This window comes from Agrobacterium sp. 22-209-1 (assembly GCF_053522485.1).
Genome location: NZ_JBNWCH010000011.1, coordinates 80333 through 105288 on the forward strand (window position 1 = coordinate 80333; position 24956 = coordinate 105288).

General features: G+C 58.4%; 24 protein-coding genes and 4 pseudogenes. 3 read left to right on the forward strand and 25 right to left on the reverse strand.

Annotated features, from left to right (window positions below; genetic code table 11):
• Positions 1 to 44 precede the first annotated feature (44 nt).
• From ACQZ48_RS20345 to ACQZ48_RS20365, 5 genes are all read right to left on the reverse strand, one after another.
• Complete coding sequence (locus ACQZ48_RS20345; protein ID WP_448729318.1) at positions 45 to 713, reverse strand: hypothetical protein; 669 nt, start codon at positions 711 to 713, stop codon at positions 45 to 47.
• Between the two features lie 139 nt (positions 714 to 852).
• Positions 853 to 1743 (reverse strand): AraC family transcriptional regulator, encoded by an 891-nt coding sequence (locus tag ACQZ48_RS20350; protein ID WP_448729319.1) that lies wholly within the window; start codon positions 1741 to 1743, stop codon positions 853 to 855.
• A 187-nt stretch (positions 1744 to 1930) separates the two neighbouring features.
• Positions 1931 to 3025 (reverse strand): nitrilase-related carbon-nitrogen hydrolase, encoded by a 1095-nt coding sequence (locus tag ACQZ48_RS20355; RefSeq protein WP_448729320.1) that lies wholly within the window; start codon positions 3023 to 3025, stop codon positions 1931 to 1933.
• A 252-nt stretch (positions 3026 to 3277) separates the two neighbouring features.
• On the reverse strand, positions 3278 to 3973 hold the full coding sequence (locus ACQZ48_RS20360; RefSeq protein WP_448729372.1) for an alpha/beta hydrolase: 696 nt from the start codon (positions 3971 to 3973) through the stop codon (positions 3278 to 3280).
• Between the two features lie 62 nt (positions 3974 to 4035).
• Positions 4036 to 5007, reverse strand: a complete 972-nt coding sequence (locus tag ACQZ48_RS20365; protein ID WP_448729321.1) for a carbon-nitrogen hydrolase family protein — start codon at positions 5005 to 5007, stop codon at positions 4036 to 4038.
• Positions 5008 to 5184: 177 nt separating this feature from the next.
• Here ACQZ48_RS20365 and ACQZ48_RS20370 point away from each other — a divergent pair, with 177 nt between their 5' ends.
• Positions 5185 to 6096 carry an AraC-like ligand-binding domain-containing protein gene (locus ACQZ48_RS20370; protein WP_448729322.1) on the forward strand — a complete coding sequence of 304 codons (912 nt, stop codon included), beginning with the start codon at positions 5185 to 5187 and terminating at the stop codon, positions 6094 to 6096.
• Between the two features lie 139 nt (positions 6097 to 6235).
• On the opposite strand, the pseudogene ACQZ48_RS20375 reads toward ACQZ48_RS20370, so the two are convergent.
• Positions 6236 to 6721 (reverse strand): annotated as a pseudogene (locus ACQZ48_RS20375) (transposase); the annotation flags it as partial.
• Between ACQZ48_RS20375 and ACQZ48_RS20380 the strand changes: the two are divergent.
• Positions 6721 to 7710: pseudogene (locus tag ACQZ48_RS20380) on the forward strand (TraB/TrbI/VirB10 family type IV secretion system protein); the annotation flags it as partial. The pseudogenes ACQZ48_RS20375 and ACQZ48_RS20380 sit on opposite strands and share 1 nt — an antisense overlap.
• Positions 7688 to 7939 (forward strand): DUF2274 domain-containing protein, encoded by a 252-nt coding sequence (locus ACQZ48_RS20385; RefSeq protein ID WP_448729323.1) that lies wholly within the window; start codon positions 7688 to 7690, stop codon positions 7937 to 7939. The pseudogene ACQZ48_RS20380 and the gene ACQZ48_RS20385, both read left to right, overlap by 23 nt.
• A 3-nt stretch (positions 7940 to 7942) precedes the next feature.
• Here the strand turns inward: ACQZ48_RS20385 and ACQZ48_RS20390 are convergent, their stop codons facing one another.
• From ACQZ48_RS20390 to trbE, 19 genes and pseudogenes are all read right to left on the reverse strand, one after another.
• A complete protein-coding gene (locus ACQZ48_RS20390; protein WP_448729324.1) occupies positions 7943 to 8869 on the reverse strand; it encodes a LysR family transcriptional regulator in 927 nt (308 codons plus the stop codon).
• Between the two features lie 121 nt (positions 8870 to 8990).
• On the reverse strand, positions 8991 to 9734 hold the full coding sequence (locus ACQZ48_RS20395) for a hemerythrin domain-containing protein (RefSeq protein WP_448729325.1): 744 nt from the start codon (positions 9732 to 9734) through the stop codon (positions 8991 to 8993).
• Positions 9731 to 9982 carry an ArsR/SmtB family transcription factor gene (locus ACQZ48_RS20400; protein ID WP_448729326.1) on the reverse strand — a complete coding sequence of 84 codons (252 nt, stop codon included), beginning with the start codon at positions 9980 to 9982 and terminating at the stop codon, positions 9731 to 9733. The genes ACQZ48_RS20395 and ACQZ48_RS20400 overlap by 4 nt, the downstream gene beginning before the upstream one ends.
• A 176-nt stretch (positions 9983 to 10158) precedes the next feature.
• On the reverse strand, positions 10159 to 10776 hold the full coding sequence (locus tag ACQZ48_RS20405; protein ID WP_448729327.1) for an outer membrane protein: 618 nt from the start codon (positions 10774 to 10776) through the stop codon (positions 10159 to 10161).
• Positions 10777 to 10880: 104 nt separating this feature from the next.
• A complete protein-coding gene (locus ACQZ48_RS20410) occupies positions 10881 to 11129 on the reverse strand; it encodes a hypothetical protein (RefSeq protein WP_448729328.1) in 249 nt (82 codons plus the stop codon).
• Positions 11130 to 11619: 490 nt separating this feature from the next.
• Positions 11620 to 11906: pseudogene (locus tag ACQZ48_RS20415) on the reverse strand (Dabb family protein); the annotation flags it as partial.
• Positions 11907 to 12379: 473 nt separating this feature from the next.
• Positions 12380 to 13084, reverse strand: a complete 705-nt coding sequence (locus ACQZ48_RS20420; RefSeq protein ID WP_448729329.1) for a hypothetical protein — start codon at positions 13082 to 13084, stop codon at positions 12380 to 12382.
• A 123-nt stretch (positions 13085 to 13207) separates the two neighbouring features.
• Positions 13208 to 13576 carry a hypothetical protein gene (locus ACQZ48_RS20425; protein WP_448729330.1) on the reverse strand — a complete coding sequence of 123 codons (369 nt, stop codon included), beginning with the start codon at positions 13574 to 13576 and terminating at the stop codon, positions 13208 to 13210.
• A gap of 184 nt (positions 13577 to 13760) precedes the next feature.
• The gene (locus tag ACQZ48_RS20430; RefSeq protein ID WP_448729331.1) at positions 13761 to 14420 is read right to left on the reverse strand and encodes a DUF3313 domain-containing protein; all 660 of its coding nucleotides are present in this window, start codon (positions 14418 to 14420) and stop codon (positions 13761 to 13763) included.
• A gap of 119 nt (positions 14421 to 14539) precedes the next feature.
• The gene (locus ACQZ48_RS20435) at positions 14540 to 15907 is read right to left on the reverse strand and encodes an ATP-binding protein (protein ID WP_448729332.1); all 1368 of its coding nucleotides are present in this window, start codon (positions 15905 to 15907) and stop codon (positions 14540 to 14542) included.
• Entirely contained in the window at positions 15904 to 16569 is a 666-nt protein-coding gene (locus ACQZ48_RS20440; protein ID WP_448729333.1) for a response regulator, read from the reverse strand. Before ACQZ48_RS20440 ends, ACQZ48_RS20435 begins: the two co-directional genes overlap by 4 nt.
• Positions 16570 to 16877: 308 nt before the next feature.
• Positions 16878 to 16979, reverse strand: a pseudogene (locus tag ACQZ48_RS20445) (DUF2274 domain-containing protein); the annotation flags it as partial.
• Complete coding sequence (locus ACQZ48_RS20450; protein WP_448729334.1) at positions 16976 to 18193, reverse strand: TrbI/VirB10 family protein; 1218 nt, start codon at positions 18191 to 18193, stop codon at positions 16976 to 16978. The pseudogene ACQZ48_RS20445 and the gene ACQZ48_RS20450, both read right to left, overlap by 4 nt.
• The gene (gene trbG / locus ACQZ48_RS20455) at positions 18190 to 19224 is read right to left on the reverse strand and encodes a P-type conjugative transfer protein TrbG (protein ID WP_448729373.1); all 1035 of its coding nucleotides are present in this window, start codon (positions 19222 to 19224) and stop codon (positions 18190 to 18192) included. The genes ACQZ48_RS20450 and trbG overlap by 4 nt, the downstream gene beginning before the upstream one ends.
• A gap of 17 nt (positions 19225 to 19241) precedes the next feature.
• Complete coding sequence (trbF, locus tag ACQZ48_RS20460; RefSeq protein ID WP_448729335.1) at positions 19242 to 19931, reverse strand: conjugal transfer protein TrbF; 690 nt, start codon at positions 19929 to 19931, stop codon at positions 19242 to 19244.
• Positions 19928 to 21331 (reverse strand): P-type conjugative transfer protein TrbL, encoded by a 1404-nt coding sequence (trbL, locus tag ACQZ48_RS20465; protein ID WP_448729336.1) that lies wholly within the window; start codon positions 21329 to 21331, stop codon positions 19928 to 19930. Before trbL ends, trbF begins: the two co-directional genes overlap by 4 nt.
• Positions 21328 to 21636: a putative entry exclusion protein TrbK-alt gene (gene trbK-alt, locus ACQZ48_RS20470; protein WP_448729337.1), complete on the reverse strand. Its 309-nt coding sequence runs from the start codon at positions 21634 to 21636 to the stop codon at positions 21328 to 21330. Before trbK-alt ends, trbL begins: the two co-directional genes overlap by 4 nt.
• A gap of 13 nt (positions 21637 to 21649) precedes the next feature.
• Complete coding sequence (trbJ, locus tag ACQZ48_RS20475) at positions 21650 to 22435, reverse strand: P-type conjugative transfer protein TrbJ (RefSeq protein ID WP_448729338.1); 786 nt, start codon at positions 22433 to 22435, stop codon at positions 21650 to 21652.
• A complete protein-coding gene (gene trbE / locus ACQZ48_RS20480; protein WP_448729339.1) occupies positions 22432 to 24954 on the reverse strand; it encodes a conjugal transfer protein TrbE in 2523 nt (840 codons plus the stop codon). Before trbE ends, trbJ begins: the two co-directional genes overlap by 4 nt.
• Between the last annotated feature and the right edge of the window lie 2 nt (positions 24955 to 24956).

Consider the following 24956-nt stretch of genomic DNA (forward strand, 5'->3'; position numbering starts at 1 on the left):
CCCTGGGTGTCATGATGAATTGCAAAATCAGAAGCGGTCGGCCGCTAAAACATTTTCGGGAAATGGGAGACCAGATGCTCTCGAAAGAAGCGGTCGCGCTCACCGGCAAAAACTATGCTTCGCCCCCCGGCTTCACTGCCCGCCGCCACAATCTGCATCTGCACCGGGACGCCAATATTCTCCAATGAACGGCATGCTTTTACGCAATCCAGTAATTGCGGGTCGTCCGGCATCAGAAAAAAAGCAATGACTGGCCATTCGAACGGGATGCCATATGCCAATGATGTGACCGCCCAATTTGCGGGATCGCCGATGCGTCGTGCCGCGCATTCGAACATTATTGCGAATGATGGATCATATCCCATGACAGCGATTGCAGCGGGTAATGCACCACCAGCAATTCCATCAGCCATGATGCCCGCCGCGGCATCACCGCCTGTATCCGCCTCAAAGATCAGGCCGAGGGAGATTGAGTTGAACTGTTCAGCAAGTTCCGTCCAGCATTGTGAAGGGGTACTGTCTGGATCCAAGCTAGGGAGATCAATGACTATCAGCTGGGATTGCCGTCGCAACACCACATCGAAGCCTGCGGTATCAGGACACCCGAAGACATTCGTTGGAAAGATGGTGGCGCTCTTAAGGTGAACGGCGATTTCAGAGGTCTGTGCGCGCTCGTAGAGAGCGTTGCTATCGACCGCTACATTGTAAACCATCTCACATCCTCCCTCATTTCCTGGTGGAAAGATAAGGAAATGGGGGGAATCAACTAGCGTTCAACATGCGCAAAACCGATGATATTTTGTCATATTTTGCGCTCATAATCCCCGATTTTGAGAATATAGGGATAATAAGTTACCTTCTCTGCTTTTCCAATTGACGATAGTTTCGTGGCGGCATTCCGCGCAAAAGCCGGAACGTTCGATTGAAATTCGACAAGTTGTCATATCCGACCCGGTCGCAGACTTGGGTCACCGGCAGGTCGGTATGTGCGAGAAGTTCACATGCTTTCGCCATCCGAAGCTCGCTCAGATACCGGATGAAGGTATTGCCGGTGTGCTTCTTGAAGAGGCGGGAAAACGAGCTTTCGGTCATACCCGCAAGTGCGGCGCAGTCCGCCAGGCGGATGTCGTTGTTGACGTTCGCATTGATATGCTGAAGGACCCCGCTGACTATTCGATTGGCAACGGCATTGGCACTCGGAGAAAAACCCTCCGACGACAGGAGCACGCGCTCACTACTTGACGAGAGCATGTGCAGGAGTTCCAAAAACTTTGCAAACCGCTTAACGCCGGTGGCCTTCCCAATCTCGATCACGAGTTCCCGACCCTTGCGCCGGGTTTCTCCCTGAAACATGATCCCTCTGCGAGCATCGCGTAAAAGCGCTGAGAGCCTGCCCAGCTCAGGAATGAAAGCCTCCGCCTTGGCAAGCCGATCCTCGTCAAACTGAATGACTGTATCGCGACCCTTCACCACGTCGCTCCCATCCAACGGCGTCACCCAGTTGTGCGGCAGGTCACGGCCAACAAGAAACAGATCACCCTCGCGAAAACCGCCGATGTAATCGCCTATATGGCAGCTTCCCTCGCCACGACAGATCAGATGAATTTCACATTCTGGATGGGCGTTCCAGACACTCCACGACATGGGATAATCATCGTTACGCCAAACGAAAAATTCGCTCGGATGCGGAATGATCGGCTCATAAACAGGAGTGCGTGGGTTTCCCGGTCGGTTGGAAGACATTGTTTCTCGGAGGTCCCGGTGTTGGTTGGTCAAAGCGCAACGCATTCCCACCGGCCAAAGCGTTTGCCTGCCACAGCACTTTATCCGAAGTTAGACCACAGCGCGAGTAACCGCCGGGACTCTAGTCGCCGCTGGATGAAAGTTCAGTGACAGGGTCAATGCTACTGAGCAAGGTTGGACATCGTCTTCAGAACGTGTCTATCAGCACTAGGTTTCTGTTGCCATGCTCCTTGTCGGGAACACGCTGTCCAGGATAATTATCAAGGATGAACTGCAGAACTCCGAAGGAAAATTCGCCATCGGGATCCTCCGTCTTCAGCGAAAACGTTTTGGGATCGACTGTGGCAATTGAGAGCCCTTCCTTATCTGGAGGCAAGATGTTTCCAATCTCGGCACCGTTGCCTCCAAATATTCTGGCGTGCCCTCCTCCCTTGGGGACCCATCTGCTAGCAGGGATTTCTTGAAATTTCGAATATGCTTCATCGCCAACGACACCGCAGGGCACGATTGTGATGGCACCGGTGATTGTTGCATAATAGCGCGCTGCGGCAAGATTGACTGCAGGACCTGCCCAATTGAACCCGTTAGCTTCCGGTAATATGGGCCAAGCACCGATATGGATGTGTTCCATCTGTGACTGCAGGATATAAGTCATTTGCGGGTGCATATGCTCCCAGCAACTCAGCGAGCCGACGCGACCGATTTCCGTCTCGTAGACCTTCAGGCCAGATGCATCGCTATCGCTCCATACAGTTCTTTCGCTGCCAGATGGACGAAGCTTGCGACGGAGTTGTACAGGCTTGCCATCTGCCCCGATCAACGCCTGCCCCATATAGAGGTAATCGCCGTCCAATTCGCTATACCCAAGCGACACGAAAATTTTCTCGCGTGCGGCAGCCTCCAAAAGTAATCGCCATTCGCCGCTGCCTATCTGAAGCGAGTTGGCAACGTATTGCTTCAAATAGGCCTTCTTCCATTGCTCGGATTCATGACCGAACGGGTACCCGGGTAGCCATAGCTCCGGGAAGGCAACAAGTTTGGCTCCGGCAATTGCAGCTTCTCCAATCAAGCGGATCGTCTTGTCGACGCCGCCTTTGAGATCAAGGTAGACGGTTTCTGCCTGCACGGCGGCAACCTTGAACTCCTCCGTCAGGCGACTTCCCGGCAAAGCATGTCCGGATGCGGATTGCGTTGCGTCCGCGGCGTGCACATCCTGTGCTAGACGAGAAAGATAAAGGGCAGCAGCGGATGCCCCAAGTATTTGTCGTCTTGAAATATCCATCTGCTTTCTCCGTTCTGGGGAAGCGAACTCGGATTAACGGCGTTTGTGTCAACCAATCCGGAGTCGTCGCATTGTTCGATTTCTAAGTTGCCCGGCTCGAAGGGACGGACGTCTTGTTGTTCACGCCAGTTGAACAGCACCCGGACAACATCCGAGCGAAAATAATGGCCAGTCCTGACATACCCCGCACGACGACGGTGTAAGCAATTGGCTTCGACGTAGGGTCATGGTTCTCGCGAAAACTCGTTGCTCTTATTGAGCCAACTCGACCGCCGCCTCATCGATAAGGCCCGCGACCTCGAAAGACTTCGACATAAGCGACGCATGACTTGCCTTTAACGTAATGACCTTCCGGGCATTCAGGCGTGCCGACATCGCCGCCTGATTTTCAGGCGCAATCATCCGGTCTTCGCTGGATATTTGATACCAGGACGACTTCTTCTTCCAGGCCGGGGTGGTGACGGCATCTCCAAAGGTACTGGCCAGCGGCGCCTTTTGGGTTGCCGCCATAACGAAACCCTCTTCGGGCGTCATATCCTGGCAGAAGCTTTCATGGAGCCTATCGGCCTTGAGCCAGAGGTAGCCATCGCTGTCCGGCTCGATATTGGCTATTGCCGCGGGAGGGTGCTGCTGGGTGATGCCGCCCGGACTTTCACCGGCATCGGGCGCAAAGGCGGCGATATAGACAAGCCCCGCCACATTCGGCTGATCTCCGACTTCCGTTATGACCGCGCCGCCGTAGGAATGGCCTACGAGCAAGACAGGCCCTTTCTGTTGGGCCACCATTTTACGCGTACGCTCTGCATCCTCGGCCAGAGACGTCAACGGCAGTTCGACGGCGTGAATGGACTGATGCCCCTTGCGCGCCAACTCGAGCACCACTTTTCCCCAATGCGCCGCTCCACCCCAGAAGCCGTGCACCAGAATAATAGCAGGTTTGTTACTCATGGTTTTCTCCTTTTTGAAGTCCAAAGCCGGCGTCGTTTCCGAACCAGCACCGAACAGCGTCCTCATTCGATTTCATTAAGATCCGGATCAAAAGACTGAACGCGTGGCTGTTCTCGTTTGTTGAACAGAAGGCGCAGGACATCGGGACGGGAATAGTGGCCGGTAGGATCATAGGCCGCCTTGGCGACCCCAATGAAGCCGAGGTCAATATCCGCATACATTATCCCCTCCTCGGTTTCCGGGATAGCGTCTGCCAGAGGTGAGCCGTCCGGCCCGAAAATCATCGTGAAGCCACCGCCTTCAAGCAGCAAGTTCTGTTTTGCCAGCGTGTCCACCAGCATCTCGATCATCGGCTTCGAAACCAAGGCACAGGGCGCAAGCACATAACATTGGCCTTCAAGCGCATAGACCTGACTGGCAGCAAGATTGGCCTCGGCACTCAGCTGAAACGCTGCACCGCGGTAGACGGAGAAGCTTGGCCAGCTTGCGACATGGATCTGCTCGTTTTGTGAGTACATTGCATATTTTGACAGCGGCTGAATGTGTTCGGCACAGCACAGCGCGCCCAGCCGACCCAGCTTTGTCGAATGCACCGCGATATGCGATCCATCGCCCTCGCCAAAGACCGTGCGCTCGGCATGGGTCGGCTTGAGCTTGCGGCGATTGGCGATGACCTCGCCGCTGTCGCTGAAAAGCGCCTGCGCGAGATAAAGACTGCCGCCTGCCCGTTCCGTAAAGCCCATCACGACGTGGATAGAATTCCTTGCCGCCGCAGCCCTCAGCCGTTCATAGTGGACATCGCCAATCTCCATGGCATTGGCAAAGTATTTGCCGACAAACTGCATCCCCGAGGCCGGTGAATCGAGCCAGATCCACCAGGGATAGCCGGGCAGCCAGACTTCCGGGAAAGCGATGAGTGACGCGCCTTGCGAAGCGGCCTGCTCAATGAGGCCGATCGCCTTGTCGACACCCTTTTCGATATCGAGAAATTCCGGTGCGGCCTGCACAGCCGCAACTTTGTATTTGGTGAGCATGACGGTTCCCTCTGTTCTAACTCAGGGAACAGTGGTGCCACAGCGCAAGTCCTCGCACTTGGGCTGGCTGGCCTCCATTCTTGTCGGAGACGGCCATTTGATATGCGCGGCACGATTCTTGCGTTATAATCCGCAAGAAAATGCACACATTGAACCGGATGATTGAAAGCAAAGCGAATGATGTCTGCGAAATCCGATACACTTTCGCTTTGGAAGGAACAGCTTTGGTCGACCTATGTACGTCTCGAAAGCAAAGCCGAAACAGACGGATTTTATGGCGCGGTCCAGGAGTTTCTTCCGCACAGCCATAGCCTGAGCCTGGTGGATTCGACGGCCCAGCTCACCGAGAGAACGCGGCGACATATCCGGGCCGATCAACAGGAGGTGGTGCTCGTTGCGTTTCAGCTATCAGGATACGGGCTTGTCGTCCAGGACGAGCGACAGGCACGGACGGCTCCAGGCGAATTCGTCCTTTACGAAAGCATGCGCCCCTATTCCCTGGGTTTTGACGGGCCATTCAAGCAATTGGTGCTGAGAGTCGATCGAGAGCGGATGATCTCGACGATGCCATGCGTCGGCAATATGACAGCCAGGACGTTCGACGCAAGACAGGGTGCTGGCGCCGTCGCGCTGGACTTCCTCCAGAGTCTCGCGGCGCGTGGAAGCCAGATCGACGAAGGCAGCCTTTCGCCGATGGAGCGCACTGCCTTCGATCTTATTGCCACCGGCGTTCTGTCGTCGACCGGAGATCTTTCACCACGGCGCGTGCTTTTTGAGCGGTTGCGTGATCGTCTCATCGAGAAAGTGCGGGACCCTTCGTTCAATCAAACAGATATGGCGGTCCTGGCCGGAATGTCCCCAAGGTCTCTCAGGCGGCTTTGCGCGGAAAACGGCATTTCACCCGGCGGCCTTATTCTCAGAACGAGATTGCAGGGCGCGAGAGACAGCTTCGCGCTCGATATCAACAAGAGGCGGTCCGTCACAGAGATTGCCTTGAGCTGGGGCTTCAATGACATCAGCTATTTCAACAGGGCATTTAGGACCACGTACGGAACGACGCCGAGGCAGATGCGCCATTCGCATCAATGAAAGGCCGAGCCATCGACCATGGTACCGGGAGTATCCAATCCGCATGTGCTGAGTGTGCTCCACGATTGTCCGTCGTCGAATGATTTGTGACTTTCGGGCTTTGGAAGATTGGAGTTTGCGGCTCGTTTTGCGTGTTGATTTAAGCCGCTTTGGCTTGGTGGTTCAAGCGGCGCAGTCTGATTGTGTCTCGTTTGATCCTTTCGCGTTCAAGCAGGATGGTCTGTCCACGCCCGAAGTAGACGTCGGCCGGAGTGAGATTGTCGAGGCTCTCGTGGTGTCGGCGATGGTTATAATGCTCGACGAAGGCCGCGATCTGCGCTTCCAGGTCCTCCTGGAAGAAGTAGTTTTCGAGCAGGATGCGGTTCTTAAGCGTCTGGTGCCAGCGCTCGATCTTTCCCTGCGTTTGCGGATGGCCAGGAGCACCATGGACCTGCTCGATGGCATATTTCTCCAGCCATTCGCCGAGATCGGAGGCGACATAACACGGGCCGTTGTCCGACAGCAGGCGCGGCCGGTGTTCGACCTTGACGCGGTCGCAGCCTGATGCGGCAAGCGCCAGGTCGAGCGTGTCGGTGACGTCCTCGACCTTCATGGTCGTGCACAGCTTCCAGGCTATGATGTATCGCCGATGGGCTGGCGGGCCTGCCGCGAGACTCAACATCCCGAAGCTCGGTCCCGCGCTTCCCGGCGACCTCGGCCGGCCGATCCTGCGCGCGCAGGAGGAAGGTCGGCCGGTGGTCACGCCCAATATCCAGACGCCGCGCGCCGATCCGGAAGAAGAGCGACGGCTTGCCGAGATGGAAGCCGCCCGGCTGGCGAAGCTGTTCACGGACAGCCGTGGTGAGCGAACGGCCGGCAATCAGATCGATACCACGCGCGCGGGCGCCACTGTCGATCCCACGACCGGCCTGACGCTGCCGGCCGAAACCCCGCCGCTCGACGCCGGTTCTGTGCAGAACATGCAGGATCGCAAGCTGGCTTTCGTCAACGCGGAGAGCGATAAGCGCACCGTCAGTCCCGACTGCATGCAGGAAAAAGCCTCGCCCTATATCGTGCAGGCCGGCACGGTCATTCCCGGGTCGCTGATCACCGGCATCAAGTCCGATCTGCCGGGACAGGTCACGGCGCAAGTGACGGAACACGTCTATGACAGCCCGACCGGCGCGCATCTCCTGATCCCGCAAGGCTCTCGCCTGATCGGCCAGTATAACAGCCAGGTCGCGTTCGGCCAGTCGCGCGTGCTGCTGGTCTGGAACCGCCTCATCATGCCGGACGGCACATCCATCGTGCTTGAACGGTTGCAAGGCACCGACCCGCAGGGCTTCTCCGGCCTTGAGGATGGCGTCGACTACCATTGGGGCCAACCGTTCAAGGCCGCTGCTCTCTCCTCTCGGCATCGGCGCGTCCATCGGCAGCGACAACGACGAAACCGAGATCGCCAAGGCAATCCGCGAAAGCGCGCAGGACGGCGTGGAGGACGTCGGCCAGCAGATCGTGCGCCGCCAACTCAACATCCAGCCAACTCTCACCGTCCGGCCGGGCTTACCGATCCGAATCATCGTTCAAAAGGATCTACTCATGCAGCCGTGGAATGCAGCAAAGGAGCCGACATGACCAAGCTGAAGCTTTCCGCATTCCCGATGACCGGCCGGTGAAGATCACCGTCGAGTTGCCCGCGCCGGTATTCAGTGACTTGCGGGCTTATGCGGCCATCCTCGCCAAAACCGCCGGGAGAAACCACGCTGCCCGATCCGGCCAAGCTCGTTGCACCGATGCTCAGCGCCTCATGACGACTGACAAAGGTTTCAGCAAAGCGAAGCGATCGGGACAAGCCGGATCGTAAATTCTATCGCTGCCCGCCGCATTCCACCGTAGCGTATCGCTTGCGGAGCAGGCAAAGAAAACTCTTCAGTGCCGGATTGGTATTATCGGAACGCCAATGCGCGTGGTAGCGGACGCGGGCCGAATAGCATTTGCCCTTTATTTCGCGATAGACGATCTCCGAATGGCTGATTCCGGCGTCCGTCTCATAGACAAGGGCGAGCCCGTCGCCTTTGCGGACAAGCCCCAGCAGGGAGTCCCGCTCCACGTCTTGATGAACGATGCTCATTCGGGACGTATCGCCGATGTTCGACAGCAGGAGATTGCGCAATTCCACTCCAGGCTCATGGCGACGAAGGAGGACCGTTTCCGTAGCGAGATCCTGCCAGTCGATGATCTCTTTGGCAGCAAGTTGATGGTCGGTCCGAAGGGCCGCAAGAACACACTCCGTCCATAGTGGAATGGTGGAATCGCTGGTACGCGCCTGCGATGTCGAAATTTTCACGTCGATGGTGTGGTTGTTTATGGCGACGGCCAGCGTGGCGCGTGGCGCCTCAAGGAATTGCAGGGACACGTCGGGGTGCTCGCGGATGAACTGACAAACGATGTCGCAGAGTTCCCCATCCAGTATCGATACATAAAAACCGATGGAGAGGCTTCCGGCCGCTCCTCTGCGTGCCGTATCGGCGAGATTGAGAACGCTTTCGAGGTCGGCGATGACTCGGCGAATGCCTCGAAGGAAATCCCCTCCTTCGGGCGTGGGCATCACGCCGTTTCCGTTGCGGGTGAATATCGTGATGCCGACCGACCCTTCCAGCTCCCGAATCTTCCGGCTCACATGGGAGTAGTGCGTATTGAGTCTCCTGCCGGCGCGAATGAAGCTGCCTTCCTCCGCGACGATCAACGCCTGACGAAGTTGCACGAGCTGAACGTAGTTGAGAATCGGCCGCATGAATGCGATCGTTCAAATTTGGTGCCGTGCGAGGCCAGCCGCCGCCGAGAGAGAATGGCAAAGTCGTGGATTTTCCCTGATTTCAAGCCGGATCAAAAATTCCGCCCTCCCATCGTGTTCGCTAACTTGCGAGTTTCGTCACCTTGTTCATTGCGGCGGGTAAAGCCGTTGAGCGATGTGGTAATTGTCTGCGGTTCTCGTTGATCGAGGTGGCACCGTTCGGAAGTGAAATGATCGCGGCGCGCGTGGTCACCCTTGGCCGCAGCTCCGAGCTTCTCTTGCGCCGATGCCGGGATGATAAGCAGGCTCGCCCCCATCGGGAGCGCGGTGGTGAGAGACGAACGGCGGTTACATGGGGCTTCTCATAGCCGAAATGCAAGCGGACCGTGCTGGCGAGCTGCCCAAAAGTTTCCTTGAGACGGACGAAACTCTCCTGCTCAGGCGCATCAAGCAGGGCGATCGCCTGGGCTTCCAACCGCTCCAGCAAAGCGTGGATGACCGCGTGCTGCTCGGGCAGCCGCTGGATGACCCGGCGCAGACCTTCACTGCCGCACATCAGGGCGGGGAAGATATGTTCATCGTCGCTGGTATGGTGGAACGTCAGATGCAGAAATTCCCGCCCGCACAGATTGCTGAACAGGCGATAGTTGGCGGTCGTCTTCAGATCGGCCACCGCCTCGCTGGCACGTATCAGATCGGCATGGCCTGCCGCAGTCTGGCGGATAACATCTTCCACCTGCGCGACCTGTTGCAGATGCAGCCTATGGGTCACGGCGAGTCGCCGCCCGTGGTGGTGCTGCTCAGAGGTAACGCCTTCGATCTCCGGCGCTTTGGGACGATTGGCTTCATCCAGCGTGGGGATCATATCGGTCGGCGATCGCAGCGGTAATACCGGAACTGGGCCTGTCTCCTGAAAGTGATAAGGCCTGAATTGTGGAGGCCGGCTAGGTGCTGGCTCAACGCAGACTGTGAAAGGTCGACTTTTCGAGCTAAACTGTTCACATCTTCCTCGTGATAAATCAGGTGTGAACCGATCAGAAGTCTCTTTGGATTTGCAAGCTGCTTGAGAAAATCGGCTTCGCGTTTGCCGCTGTCATGGAATTCTGAGCTCATCAAGACTGTCCCCCGTAACTCTGGTGGAACGATACCTGATATTTGTATGATTTTATGTTCGAATTTGTTGCAATATGTTGCGCGGAGCTATTATTGGGGAACTGCCATCCTCGCCGGGGGTAATAGCGAGGATGGCAGTCCGAAAAGTGGCTATCGGGTGATCGGACCGCTACTTGTCAGAACTTGTAGCTGGCACCGAAGAGTACCTTATGCTGCGTGGCGCTGAAGTCTCCAATGCTCGAGCCGAAGTCTTTGCTACCGAAGTCCGAATAGCGATATTCTCCGCGCACCAGGATGTTGTCGGTAAAGGCATGCTCTAAACCGCCACCTGCAGTCCAGCCGATGAGGATCTCGTCCTTCGTCCCGGCTCCTGGAACATCGACTTTGGCACCTGCCGCAGCGACACCTGCCGTCGCGAAGAACAAGGTCCTGTCCCAGGCATAGCCGAAACGACCCCGACCCGACGCATCCCACTCCACAGTTGCGTCGCTGCCATCTTCAAAATTGTAGTTGAAGTCGTTTTCGATACCAAAAACAATATTTCCATGTTGGAAATTGTAGCCGGCATGGGCGCCGAACGAGCCACTGTCGAGATCAACGTTGGAGCCAAGAATGGTGGCCTGATTCCAGTTGTATCCGCCCTGTGCACCGAGATAAAAACCAGACCAGTCATAAGCGGAGTAGACCTGCTGCTCGCTCGGAGGTGCAGGTTGCTCGTAAACGAGATCGGCCGCTAGAACGGGAACGGCGGAAGATAGCGCCAGCGCTGCGAAGGCCAAAAGTCTGAACTGCATGTCAACGTCCCTATGTTAAATGTGCAGAGCGAAGTTCGCGCCGGTCGGCTCGGCCCTGCTCATGCACTCGACTATGGCGCAAGGGTCTGTTGCAGAGTGTCTTTTCAGATTATGTTTTGTTGCGATGCGGCACTTCTGCGGGATGGACACCATGGAGTTCTTTCTATCAACACTAAAGAAGCAATCGCAGAGGCAGGCCTTGGTCCATCTTGTTGGCTCGCGGTCAGGTATCTCTCGCGTGCATTGCGCAGCAGGTGCCGAAGTTGCTGGGAAGATACACCGTCAGCATGCATCACCTGACGGATAAGCGGGTCATTGAGAACATCTTCGATTGTCAATTCGCCTTTGAACATTGTCGTTTCCTTTATTTGGATGACTTATGGACGACCCAAACAACCTGGCGATGTCAAAACCAAGCCAATACCAAGGCGATATGTTCGATTAGATTGCGACGTGTGACGAGCGTACCAGAGGTGCGCCAAGACATGGGATCGGGTCAGTAGCATTGTAGAAATTCGGACTGCAATATAAATTTTTGACCATACAACCAGGCACGATCTTGGCAGCAAAATTGGGATTCATCGACCTGATGACGAAAAAGGTCGCGAAAAGGCTCCATCGTTCAAATACGGTGTGGCAATGTTTCTGCAGCTTGGACGCGGTTGTTGTTGATGATCGCGGTTAATCCGGAGTACGCTTGACGCCAATCTGGATCTGGCGATCGGCGCTACCGAAATACCAGCTCGATACGCGCGAGGCGAGGCGACATAGTTGCTGGTGCTCCCGGTATGGCTGGAGGCCAATTTGCATCAGTTGTTGTGCCAATGGTGGTTTCATCAATCTAAGATCGATGTAGTCTCCTTCGAGGAACTCGGCCACTTCGGCCTGCCATTTTTCACGCACAAATGCAGTGTGGACAGGGTGCTGATTATAGTAGTCGTAGGCCGCTTGATCGTCGAATTCCATAGAAAACAGAAAGTGAAAGGTGTTCTTCGAACTTATCTGTCGTAGCTGCTGAAAGTTCCTGACACCGGGTATCTTGGCCAGCACCATCGCTTCGTCAAAAACCGCCGTTCCGCATCGGATCCGGCAAGATGTCTCAACCTAAATGCAACTGTATGCCGGATCACCGCGGTCTTCCTCTTGGCTATGATTGTTACACGCAGTGATGACGGTCTCTGCCAACAAAACAACCCGTTTGAGCCCAGAAGTTCGGATCGGCTTCCAGCCTAGCCGTGCGTATCGATTTCGCTAGTCGTATCTGCAAAACACTGACGAAGGAGAATTTCGACAAAATTGGCGGTGCTCTCTGGTTTCCCGATAACCGGCCTCGTCTCGCCGATTTATCTCGTCACGCCGAACTTGCTGGCGCTGCCAGGCCTCTCGAGCACGGTCGCGTTGCTCTGGGGTCCCATAGAAATCCCGCGAATAATCGGATCGTCGATCGTAGGGGTAGTCGTCGCTTACGCAGCCGGACAGGACTGGTATAGCGAGTGAACACAGCAATATGGCCGTCCATGTTCTCATTCTGGTCATCCTTGGGAATTGCACGCCCGCAGTTGCGTCGCGGCGATCTGCCGGCGGCAACGGGCTCAAGTTGAAATCAATCCAATCCAGACACTTTGATCACTGCATCCCGACCTAGCCTCAGCGTCGTGAAGGGTAGAGCCGCGGTTTGGGTCAACAAATAACCTGCCCCGTTCAGAGCGGATGCACCGACTTCCATTGCGCGATTTGGGCTGTCGAACTTTGCGGCTTCATTAGTGATCGTAGCCTGTTCAGCCTGGACCGCGGCCGGCGTCATCCTGACAACTAGCGGATCCCGGGATTCACAGCTCGGCTTGCATCTGTCGAAATGCACGACATCCGAGGAGTTCGTGGTCGATGTCGAATGCTCAGGTTTTCCGGATTGTACGTGTTCGTAGAACGGACGCTTCGTTGGTATCGCGACGTATGGAAGCGACGCGACTTGCGTCTCGTTGATGTGGACGGTTGCGGGTGCGGCGTCGACAACGTCTCGCAGCTTGGGTGAAGCGGCCACAATTTCCTGGTCGACGGGATGAGAAGCCATTGCCTCTTTCGGATCGAGACCGTTTGTCGGCACCAGATCGCTGTAGGAGAAAACACAGGTTGCACCGAGTAGAAGCCCCCCGGCTCCCAGAGCCATAAACCGTGCGCGGTTGTGCCGAGGCTTCGGGACAGGGAGCTCGAGGTCATGGCGGTGTTGCCAAACACGCTCGATACGGATGACACTCGCGCTGGGCGCTTCGGGAGGAGAGATGATGTCGCCTTCAAAATGACCGGACATGGGTTGCCTTTCGTGAGGACCAAAGTGAGAATTCTTGCTGCACCTCACTGCGGCGTGCCTCAACCGCGTCAGCTCGGTTCAAGCGTTGCGACGAACGTGCCTAGATGTTGAGTTGCCGACTTGCTAATATCTGTCGTGAACGACACCCATGATCTCGCCGCCACGCGAGACACTGACAAGCAGGTTATCGCTGCCGCGCGTCGCCTTGACCAGATAGCGCTCACCGACGTCCTGAACATCCCGCACCCGGTAGCCACGATCCTCGAGCAAGGTGATGACGTCGTCGGGACCAAAGCTCCTGCGACCGGACCATCTGTTCTCGGCGTCGTGATGGCGGTTCCACGCATGCAGGAAGCGCGATTCCGTATTGCCATCGACTTCGTAGGGATCTGAAAACCGGTCATCATAGTTGACGGCCTGCGAGAGGGCAGGTCCCACAGCAGCAACGGTAAGAATGGCCGCCACACCCAAAGCTATTGCATTGCGTTTCATTTGCTTCCTCCTTGGCTACGCCCGTAGGCCGTGATGTTCAGTTCGCCGTTCGTGCGCAGCTATTCCTTGGGCGACTTGCAGAACACGGCCTGTCTCGCCAAATTGACCCTGGACAATGACACCATGCATCTGTTCGCTGTTGCGGTGTGTCGTTTGATATTGAGATATGTTGCGACTGTTCCCGCTAGCGCAACTGCGCTAGAAGCGCGTCAGCACCCTTATCAATCGCCACCTGGGAGGCCTTCAGAGCGCCAAAGCTGGCTCCCACGTTCATCGCGTTCGGATACTGCTTGGTCACATAGGAGAGCAGCAAAGTATTGCTCGTCGCGTCGTAGATCTCGACAGCGTAGGCAACTGAACCGGTCATCGAACCCTCCTTGTCTCTCGCGGCCTGCACGGCGTTGTAGACGCCACCGCCAACATCAAGGTGCGAGAATGGCCCAAGGACTGGCGTTGTTGTTTTTGCACCCGTCAGGGTCAAGTGGATGCGCAGCGTTCCAGGTGCAGGCGCATTTACGACCGAAAACCGCGTACGAAGTTTCTGCGTGAACTGGGACTGCATGTAGCTGGCCAGCGAGGCCTTGTCCTGCTCACTGACTTTGACGAACTGATTGTCCTGACCTCGATAGACGGTCACCGGGTCGATGATGACCTTGTCATACTGCTTCCAGTTGGCGCCGCTATTGTATCGGTAAGGAACGCGGCCGCTTCTGTCACTCGGGTCGGCCTTAAGGTGCTGCGCGGACGCAAGCCCGGCATAAGCTGTTGGATCAGCAGTGGTGCAACTGGCGAGAGCGCAGATGGCAGCGAGAAGGGATGCGCTGGCTTTGGAAAAGATCTTCACGTTTTTGCTCCAGCCGGTGGTTACGCCGAGTGGCGAATGTGGCTGGACGAGCGATAGCCGACTGCGACGTTATTGTGTTTTCAGTAATGTTGGGAAATGTTCGCGTGGACGTGAACGCTCTATGCCTTGACCACATCGATTTGCGATGCTGAAGCTTGCACGCCTTCGACAGGAGGTAGCGCGATCTCTACCACAAGTCCGTTAGGCTCCCGGTCGAGCAACCGGAACGCACCCTTGTGGCCTATGGTTACGATGCCCTGAGCAATGGAAAGCCCCAGTCCGAAGCCGCCACTCCTCCCCCCTGTCTGGCGGGATTCATCTGCCTTGAAGAACGGCTCAAGAACACGATGCTTCAATTCGTCAGGCAACCCCGGCCCGTCATCCGAAACGCGGATCAGCACGCCGCCGTCCTGGTTGCTTATCAGTTCGATTTCGATGTGCTCGGCAAATCTTGAAGCGTTATCGACCAGATTTGAGACTGCTCGCGTCAGGCCCTGCGGCATGCAAGCGTATTTGAGCCTGCGCGGACCGACGAAGCGGACTTCGACGCCTGTATCCGCAAAGTCGTTGGAGATCGTCTGGAGCAAACTCGACAGGTCGACTTTGCGTGGTGGTTCGAACCTGTTGTCCAGGAAGCTCAGGCTCGCGTCAATCAGCGACGACAGCGTGGTGACGTCAGCCAGCATGAGCTCTTTGAGTTCAGGTTCGGACGAACGGTCGATCCGCATCCGCAATCTTGTCAGCGGGGTTCGAAGGTCGTGGCTTATGGCGCGAAGGACCCTCGTTCGCTCTCGCAGCATCGTCTGGATTCGGCCTTGCATGACATTGAGGGAGGCTGCGAGGCTGCGAATTTCGGATGCGCCCTCGGCTTTGAAGGGCTCCTCCGAGTGGTCGTCCATGCTCACCCTTTGCGCGGCGGCCGCGAAGCGGACGAGAGGTTCTGTTATCAGCCAGCTGCCGATATAGGCGAGCAAAATGAGAGGGATGACGATTTTCAGGAGGCCGCTCGCCATTGCCGGTGCCAGCCAGACGCTGCTAGGAAATTGCGGCATAGCAAACGAGAGAGCTCTGTTGTCGTCAACCTTGACGGTCAATACTGGTGGGCCGCTATTTGAGCGAAACGCATTCCGAATCGAAGTCCAGATCCCATCGTTGATAAGCTCTTTGACGTGCTCCAGAACTTGCGGCGTCGGCGTGCCTGCCTGGTAGGAAATGGTGGCTTGGGAGGACGAAGCGCGATGTACCGAAATGCCCATCCGCTCGGCAAGGTGAATTACGGCATCTTCTTCTGCTGGGTCTCGGCTGCGTCCAAACTGCTCGAGGATTGTCTCCACGCGACCCGCAAAGAGACCAATTTCGATGCCCTTATCGTGGCGCCCATAGATAAAAGGTTCTGACATTGCCGCGACCGTCGACACAAGAACGACGAGCAAGAGGGCAAGGAAAAAGAGCTGTTTGCGGATCGAGGTGCTGCGCAACCCCCTCATGGAACACGTTCCACTTTCGAGGCAAACAGGTATCCGCCCAACCGGACGGTCTTGATAAACGTCGGATCCTTCAGATTTGGCTCGATCTTCTGGCGAACGCGGCTGATATGGGCATCGATACTACGCTCGATCGGCCCCGCCGAACCCGCATGAGTCATGGCCAGAAGCTGCTCGCATGTGAGAACTTTGTTAGGATGGGAGCAAAAAGCCCACAGCAGGTCGAACTCGGCCGTTGTCATGGAAACCTGTGCGCCATCGGCATCGAATAATTGCCGGCTGCGCGGGTCGATGGTCCAACCCGAAAACGTCATTGGTTCAAGCTCGGCCTCGGGCTCTTGCTGTCGATCCGCGGCTCGCCGAAGAATGTTCTTGATGCGGGCCAACAACTCACGAGAATTGAACGGCTTCGTGACATAATCATCCGCACCAAGTTCAAGACCAGGGATGCGATCGATATCTCCCCGCAAGGCCGTTAGCATCAGGATCGGCGTCTCTCCTGCCGCCCGCAGGCGTCGGCAAATACTAAAGCCGCCTTCCCCAGGAAGCATGCCATCAAGGAGGATCAGATCAAAGTCATGACGTGATAGCGTATTGTCCATCTCTCTGCCATTCGCCGCCGATGCGGCCTGGAAGCCGTGGGCGGTGACAAGATCGACCAGCATGCTGGCAATAGCTTCGTCGTCTTCAACGATCAGAATGCACGCCTGGGTCTGTGAGGCCGTTTTGTGAGCAACGGTGTTTCCGCGGCTGCGGGGATAGTGCCATGGCTGTCAACTGTTGTAGGTCGGACCTGTTCGGGTGCTGATTTGTCCGCGGCCTACGCGCCGCGTTCTGCCTTACCTCTATATTATCTCCTGCAAAACTTTATTCGGGTATGTTGCATTATGTTGCGGTTTTACGTCTTATTCCCATTAGGCAGGCTACGCGGTTAACGCTTGCGGCTGTAAATCTGCAAGGGGCCCATGCGAAATTGGCTGTAAGCCTGCAAGTCCCGAAACACCTCTGCCGGAAGCTCGACGGTGATTTTTACCGGTCGGTCGTCGGGAATGGCGGAGAGTTTCAACTTGGTCATGTCGGCTCCTTCGCAGCACCATATGCCTGCATGAGTAAATCCCGCTGAACGATCACGCGCACCGGGAACCCCGGCCGGATCGTGAGTGTCGGCTGGATGTTGAGCTGTCGGCGCACGATCTGCTGGCCGACGTCGGAAGCGGTGTCCTGCGCGCTTTCACGGATCGCCTTGGCGATTTCGTTCTCGTCATTGCTGGAGCCAATCTCGGTGCCGATGCCAAGCAGCGTCGAGAGGGCGGCGGCCCTGAATAATTGGCCCCAATGATAATCGACGCCATCCTGCAGACCGGAGAAGCCTTGGGGATCGGCACCCTGAAGGCGTTCGAGCACGATGGATGTGCCGTCAGGCATAATGAGCCGGTTCCATACCAGCAACACGCGGGACTGTCCGAACGCGACCTGGCTGTCGTACTGGCCGATCAGGCGGGAGCCTTGCGGGATCAGCAGATGCGATCCGGTTGGACTGTCATAGACGTGCTCCGTGACCTGCGCGGTGATCTGGCCGGGAAGATCGGACTTGATCCCGGTGATGAGCGCGGCGGCAATGACGGTGCCAGCCTGCACGATATAGGGCGACGCCCTCTCCTGCACGCGGTCGGCGCTGACGGTGCGGCGGTCAGTCTCCGCGTTGACGAAGGCCAGTTTCCGATCCTGCATGTTCTGCGCCGAACCGGAATCGAGCGGTGGCGTTTCAGCGGGCAGGTTGAGAGCGTTGGCCGTATCGGCGTTCGTTCCGGCTACGGATGCGACCTGCTGATTGCCGGTCGTCCGCTCTCCCCGGCTGTCGGTGAAGAGTTTCGCCAGCCGCGCAGCCTCGATCTCGGCAAGGCGGCGCTGCTCTTGCGCGTCGACGCGCGGCGTCTGGATATTCGGCGCGACAACCGGCTTGCCCTGTTCCTGCGCCCGCAGGATCGGCCGGCCGAGGTCGCCCGGAAGGGCTGGACCGAGCTTTGGGATATTGGTGTAATCCTTCGGCAGACCGGCCAGCCCATCGGCCGGCGTCTTATTGTCCACGTTGTAAAGCTCCGTCGCGGACTGGTTGCCGCGCCGGCTGGTGTCGAGCGCCCAAAGCAGAGCGCCGGCAATGGCGATGCCCGCAACACCGCCGGCTCCGATCAGGACCTTGCGGGAAAGCCGCGTGACACGCGCCGGTTCGGGGCGAAGGCGCAATTGCGCGGCAATATCCCTTTGCGGTGATTGTCCCTGTCCGCTCATCGGTCGCCCCCAGAGGAAAACAGCGCCGTGCGCTTGGCCGTCGCCGGCCGGCCATCCGTGCGGACGATCCGAACGCGCTTCTGCGTGTCCTTGTCGCCAAGCCGGAGTTCCGCGGCGGCGAACAGCCTATCCACGACATAATAGTTCTGGCGGGCGCGGTAGTTGACCAGTTCGGAATTGCCCGATCCGCCGATGACGAAGAGCGGCGGCATTTCTCCCTGTCCGATGCCGGACGGAAACTCGATATAGACTTTCGCGCCATCATCGAAGGCGCGCAGCGGCCGCCACGGCGCGCTGTCGCCCTCGATGCGATAGCGGAAGTTGATCTTCGAGATGTCCACGCCGGACGCGACGGCTTGCGTTTCCGCTGCCTTGGCGTTCTGACGGCGGAGCGCAATGAGCTGGTCGGTGGGATATTGCCACGAGACGGACGCCATGTAGGTCTTTTCCGTCGAGCGCAATTCCAGATGATAGGTGCGCAGGTTGGTGTTGATGACAAGGTTGGTCTGAATATCCGGCCGTGTCGGCTTGACGAGGATATGAACCTGTTTCGTCGCACCCGCGCCGCTCTCCGTATCGCCGATGATCCACCGCACGGTGTCACCGGCGGCGACCGGGCCGGAACCGACAAGGGTTTCTCCCGGCTGAAGAGCAACATCCGTCACCTGACCGGGGGCGGCATAGACCTGATAGAGCGCGCCGGCCGAGAACGGATAGACCTGCACGGCGTTGATGAAGCCGTCACGGACCGGCTGCATCCGTGCCGCCTCGTTGGCCGCGCTGATCCGGACCTTTGGATCGGTAGATTCCGGGGTCTTCTTCCCGCCATCGACCGGCTTCAACTGTCCGGGCAGCGGCAACGTCTTCGGCACCTCGACCACCTTGACCGGAAGAACCGGATCGGCCCTGAGCATGGCGGGAGCCGCGTCGTCATAGTCGATTTCCGGCGGAATGTATTTTTTGGCGCAACCTGCCAGCACGGTTGCCGATACCAGCGCCAGAACCATTCCGGATGCGTAGCGCGACTTCATGCGTGATTCATTCGTCTTCATTGCCCCATTTCCTTCGACCAGTTGATTGCGTTGACATAGACACCGAGTGGATTGGCCCGGAGTTTTTCGGCGGTGCGCGCCTGCTGGATCACGACGGTCAGGATCGCCGTCCAGCGCTCGGTGCCGGAAAGTTGGCCGTTGTCATAGGAACGCTCCACCCATGCGATACGGAAGCTGTCCGGAGAGGCTCGGATGACGCTGGAAATCTCCACCGAGATCTGCGTCTTGCCGACCTTGGTGAACGGATCGTTCGACCGCGCATAATCGTTGAGCGCGATCGCGCCGCGATCCGTGGTGAACTCATAGGCGCGAAGCCAGTTCTGCCGCACAATGACCGCATCGACGGGGATGGAGCGGACCTGCTCGATGAAGCGGGCAAGGTGCCATGCGATCTGCGGGTCGGTCGGCCGATAATCGGCCACGGCGGGAGCCACGGCCTGCGCCTCGCCGAAGCGGTCGATCTGCACCACCCACGGAACCACGGTGCCGCGCGTGGACTGCCAGACAAGGGCGGATGCGAAACCACCGGCAAGGAAGAGGGAACCGAATGCCATGAGCCGCCAGTTCCTTGCCTGGACGCGGGCCGAGCCGATCCGTTCGTCCCATGCCTGTCCGGCGCGCTGGTAGGGCGTTTCGGGTTCTGGCGTGCGGGCATAGCGCACGGAAGGACGCTTGAAGATATTCATTTGCTGTCATCCTGATTGAGAGAGACGGACATGGAGCCGCCGCCATGATCACCGGAGCGGATCGTGTGGGCTGCGGTGCTCACGCCGTGGTGAATGGTGCTGTTGCGCTTCATCCGCTGCGCCCAATCGGGTGCGGATGCGGATTGCGGGGAAATGTCGGAACCGGAAACGGTCTTGGCGGGCTGCGAGGCGGCATAGACCGGATCGTTGGCAGCCTTGCCGCCGCCAGCGCCGCCGGGATTGACGTCGTTCTTGCCGCCCGTCGCCTTCCACGCGGCGGCTTGTCCGGAACGATAGCTGGAGCGCATGGATTCCCCGGCGCGCGAGGCCGCATCCCTGCCCTTGTTCATGGCAAGGCCGGCTCCTGCATGGACGACTGCAGCGAAGCCGGCCGCTCCGCCGCCGGTCCCGGTCGATCCCACGGAAGCATCGCCGAGACCGTAGGCGGTCCTGGCACCACCGGCCAAGGCAGCACCGCCGCGTACGCTACCGGCAATCGCCCCGCCTGCCGCCCCCAGTCCGGCCTTCGCCGTCATGAACCCACCGGCAGCGATGCCGGCGGCGGCAAGGCCGGTTCCGACCGCCGCACCCGCGCCAAGCTGCGGCGCACCCGAGACAAGGCCGGTAGCGATGCCAGTGCCGAAGATCGACAGGCCCATGAGGGCGAGCGCGCCGAGAACCAGCGACAGGGCTTCGCTGATCGTCGGTTGATCCGAGAAGCCGGCAGTGAACTCGCTGAACAGGCCGGAGCCGATGCCGACGATCACGGCGAGAACCAATATCTTCACACCAGAGGCGACGATGTTGCCGAGCACCTTTTCGGCAAGGAAGGACGTCTTGTTGAACAGCGCGAACGGGATCAGCACGAAGCCGGCGAGCGCCGTCAATTTGAACTCGATCAGGGTGACAAAAATCTGGATGGCGAGGATGAAGAAGGCGATCAGCACGATCACCCACGCCACGAGCAGAATGAATATCTGGATGAAGTTGTCGAAGAAGGCGATGTAGCCGGTGAGATCGGCAATGGAACTGAGGATCGGATAACCGGCGTCAAGGCCGACCTGAGCGACCCGGCCGGGTTGAAGAAGCTCGGAGCCGGATAGCGACGATCCACCGGCCTTCAGGCCAAGCCCGGAAAAGCTCTCGAAGACGATCTTGGCGAGGTTGTTGAAATTGCCGATGATGAAAGAGAAGAAGCCGATATAAAGGGTCTTCTTCACGAGCCTCTGGATAATGTCCTCATCCGCGCCCCATGCCCAAAACAGGCCGGCCAGCACAATGTCGATGACGATCAGCGTTGAGGTCAGGAAGGCAACCTCGCCGGACAACAGTCCGAAACCGCTGTCGATATAACTGGTGAAGGTTTCGAGGAAACGGTCGATAACACCGACATTGTTCATCGGGTTTCTCCCTCGACGGCGTTCTGTTTCGGCGGCGTCGACCGGTCCGGCTTGTCCATGTGGAAGAAGCGGCGGCGGTTCTCCGCCCATGCCTTGCGGCAGGCGGTGTCTTCGAGCGCGGCCGTGCCGAGGTCACGGCAACGGACAAGCTCGCTTTTTCGAGCAGGGTCGCCGCCCGGACGCTCGATGCGGGGGGCGTCGGCATCGGGCCTGTCTTCATCGTCATGCAAGGCCGTGATTGCGGCGATCAGCCCTGCACCAATTGCGAAGACGGCGATCATCCGAGCGGCGATCTTCAGGTCCATCGTTGCAAGCTCCTCAATCGTGGAACATGCGAACGCTGGACGAACTGTAGGCAGTCCCGGTCATGAAACGGGAAAACTGCTCGCGAGCCTGCTCCTGCGCTGCGGCCTGCCGGGATTGTTCGAGCGCATTGGCCCGGCCCTGTGCGGCCAGCATGGCGGTCAGGTCGGAAATCTGTTTCGCCTGCACAGCGAGAAGCTGGTTGCCTGCCTGTGTCGCCTGAAGCACGCCCACGGCCGACTGGCTGGCGGTGACAAGCTCGCTGGTCTGCTGCTGCGTACCTTCGATATTGCCTACCGCGACGGCTCCGGCCTTCAGCGAATGCTCGAAGGCCGATACCGATTGCTGCCAGCGCTGTTGCGCCGAAGAGACCAGTTGCGCCGCGGTGCGGTCGCCAGACGCAAAATCGCGATAGGTGGCGTTGAACTGCGTTTCGATATTCTGGACATTGTAGGCGAGCTGGTCCGCCTCGTTGAGAAGCGACGACATCTCGGAAAAGTTGCCTTCGATCTTCGACAGGAGCGAGGTCGGCAGGCTGGTCAGGTTTTTGGCCTGGTTGATGAGCATCTGCGCCTCGTTGGCGAGAGACGTCACCTGATTGTTGATCTGCTCCAGCGCGCGGGCGGCGGAAAGCAGATTCTGACTGTAGTTCGTCGGGTCATAGACAATGCGCCATGCCAGTGCCGGAGACGACGTGAACGCGATCACGGCAAGCGGCAAGGTGACGGGAAACAGGATGGCGGACGCGCTGACGGCGCAGGCGAGAACATGGGCACGCGGGGGACGGGCGATGTTCGTCATGGAGCAATCTCCTCTTCGGATGTTGGGGAAATGGGAGACTGGCCCGCCGGCCGAGTCGCACCAGTCGCACTGGCAGCGGACAGGTCGATGACATTGGTGAGATCGGGGACAAGATCGGCGGCCCAGCGAAGCGCGTTGGCCTCAAGCCATGCTTCGAGGAAATACGGCTTTGCGCCGTCCTTCATGAGTTCGTCGATCAGGGCATGGGCGGCCTTGTCCGACGATGCGCAGAGCGCGAGAGCGATGGAACCAAGGCCAAGCTCGAACAGCCGGTTGCCTCTGCGCGACTGGCAGTAATAGTCCCGCTTAGGCGTGGCGCGAGCGACAATCTCAATCTGCCGGTCATTGAGGCCGAATTGCCGATAGACGGATGCGATCTGCGGTTCGATGGCCCGTTCATTGGCGAGGAAGATGCGCGTCGGGCAGCTTTCGACAATGACCGGCGCTATCGGTGACGCCTCGATGTCGGCCAGCGATTGCGAAGAGAAGACAACGGCGACGTTCTTCTTGCGCAGCGTCTTCAGCCATTCCTTGATTTTCTGGGCGAAGCCGCCATCGTCCAGGGCTCGCCAGCCTTCGTCGATGATGAGCAATGACGGGCGACCATCGAAACGGGATTCGATGCGGTGGAAGAGATAGGACAGCACGGCCAGGGCGGCACCCGTGCCGATCAGCCCTTCGGTCTCGAAGGCTTGAACCGACGCGTCGCCAAGCCATTCCATTTCCGCGTCGAGCAAGCGGCCATAGGGACCGCCGATGCAGTACGGGCGCAAGGCCTGCTTGAGCGCCGACGATTGCAAAAGGACCGTCAGGCCGGTGATCGTGCGTTCCACGATCGGAGCGGATGCCAGCGATGTCAACGCCGTCCAGAGATGCTCCTTGACGTCCGGGGTGATGATGATGCCTTCGCGGATCAGAATATCCACCAGCCAGTCGGCGGCCCATGCCCGTTCCGACGTGTCGTGGATGAGGCCAAGCGGCTGGAGCGACACGGTGTTCATCATCGCCGTATCATCGGAGAGCGAGCCGCCCAAATCCTGCCAGTCGCCGCGCATGGCAAGCGTGGCGGCGCGGATCGAACCGCCGAAATCGAAGGCGAACACCTGCGAGCGTTCGTAACGGCGGAACTGGAGGGCCATTAGCGCCAGCAGGACCGACTTGCCGGCACCTGTGGGACCAACGACCATCGTGTGCCCCACATCCCCGACATGCAATGAAAACCGGAACGGCGTCGCCCCTTCGGTCTTCGCATAGAACAGCGGCGGCGCGTCGAGATGTTCGTCTTTCTCCGGCCCCGCCCAGACCGCCGACAACGGCATCATGTGCGCAAGGTTCAGGGTCGAGATGGGCGGCTGGCGGACATTGGCATAGACATGGCCGGGAATACTGCCCATCCATGCCTCGATCGCATTCACTGTCTCCACGATGGCCGTGAAGTCATGGGACTGGACGACCTTTTCCGCGAGGCGAAGCTTTTCGTCGGCAATGCGCGGATCGGCGTCCCACACGGTGACGGTTGCGGTGACATAGGCTGCGCCCACCTGATCGGAACCGAGATTCTGAAGCGCGGCATCGGCATCCGCTGCCTTGTTGGCCGCATCCGAATCCAGAAGAACGGATTGCTCGTTGGTCAGCACTTCCTTGAGGATGGCCGCGACCGACTTCCGCTTGGCGAACCATTGCCGCCTGATCCTCGTCACCAGTCTGGTGGCGTCGGTCTTGTCGAGCATGATCGCCCGCGTGCTCCACCGATATGGAAAGGCGATCCTGTTGAGGTCGTCCAGTATCCCCGGAAAGGTCACGGTCGGGAACCCGATCACGGTCAGCGTGCGCAGGTGGAAATCGCCAAGACGGGGCTCCAGCCCGCCGGCAAGCGGCTGATCGGCCAGAAGCGCGTCGAGGTGCATCGGCGTTTCCGGAACACGGACGCGATGGCGTTTCGCGGAAATGGTCGAATGCAGATAGGTCAGCGTCTCCGTGTCATCGAGCCAGCCGGTTTCCGGCACGAACCCTTCGACCAGATGCAATACGCGGTCAGTGCGATCGATAAAGCCCTTCAGCAATTCCCACGGATCAACGCCGGAGCGCTCGCGGCCCTCGTAGAGCCAGCCTTCCATGCGCGAGGCTTCTTCGGCGGGCGGCAGCCAGACGAAGGTGAGGAAATAGCTGCTCTCAAAGAGAAGGCCGCTTTCTTCAAACTGCTCCCGGCGCTCCACGTCGAGCAGGGCCGATGCGGAATCGGCGAACAGGCTCTCGGGATATTCGGTGGCCGGATTGCGCTGCGCCTCGACGAATATCGCCCAGCCGGAACCGAGACGGCGCAGCGCCCCGTTGAGCCGGGCCGTGGTGCCCACCAGTTCGGACGGCGTTGCACTGTCGAGATCGGGACCGCGAAACCGTGCCGTCCTCTGAAAGCTGCCGTCCTTGTTCAAAACGACGCCCGGTGCGATCAGCGCCGCCCACGGCAGGAAGTCGGAAAGCGCCGCGTTCTTGTTTCTGTATTCGGAGAGGTTCAGCATCG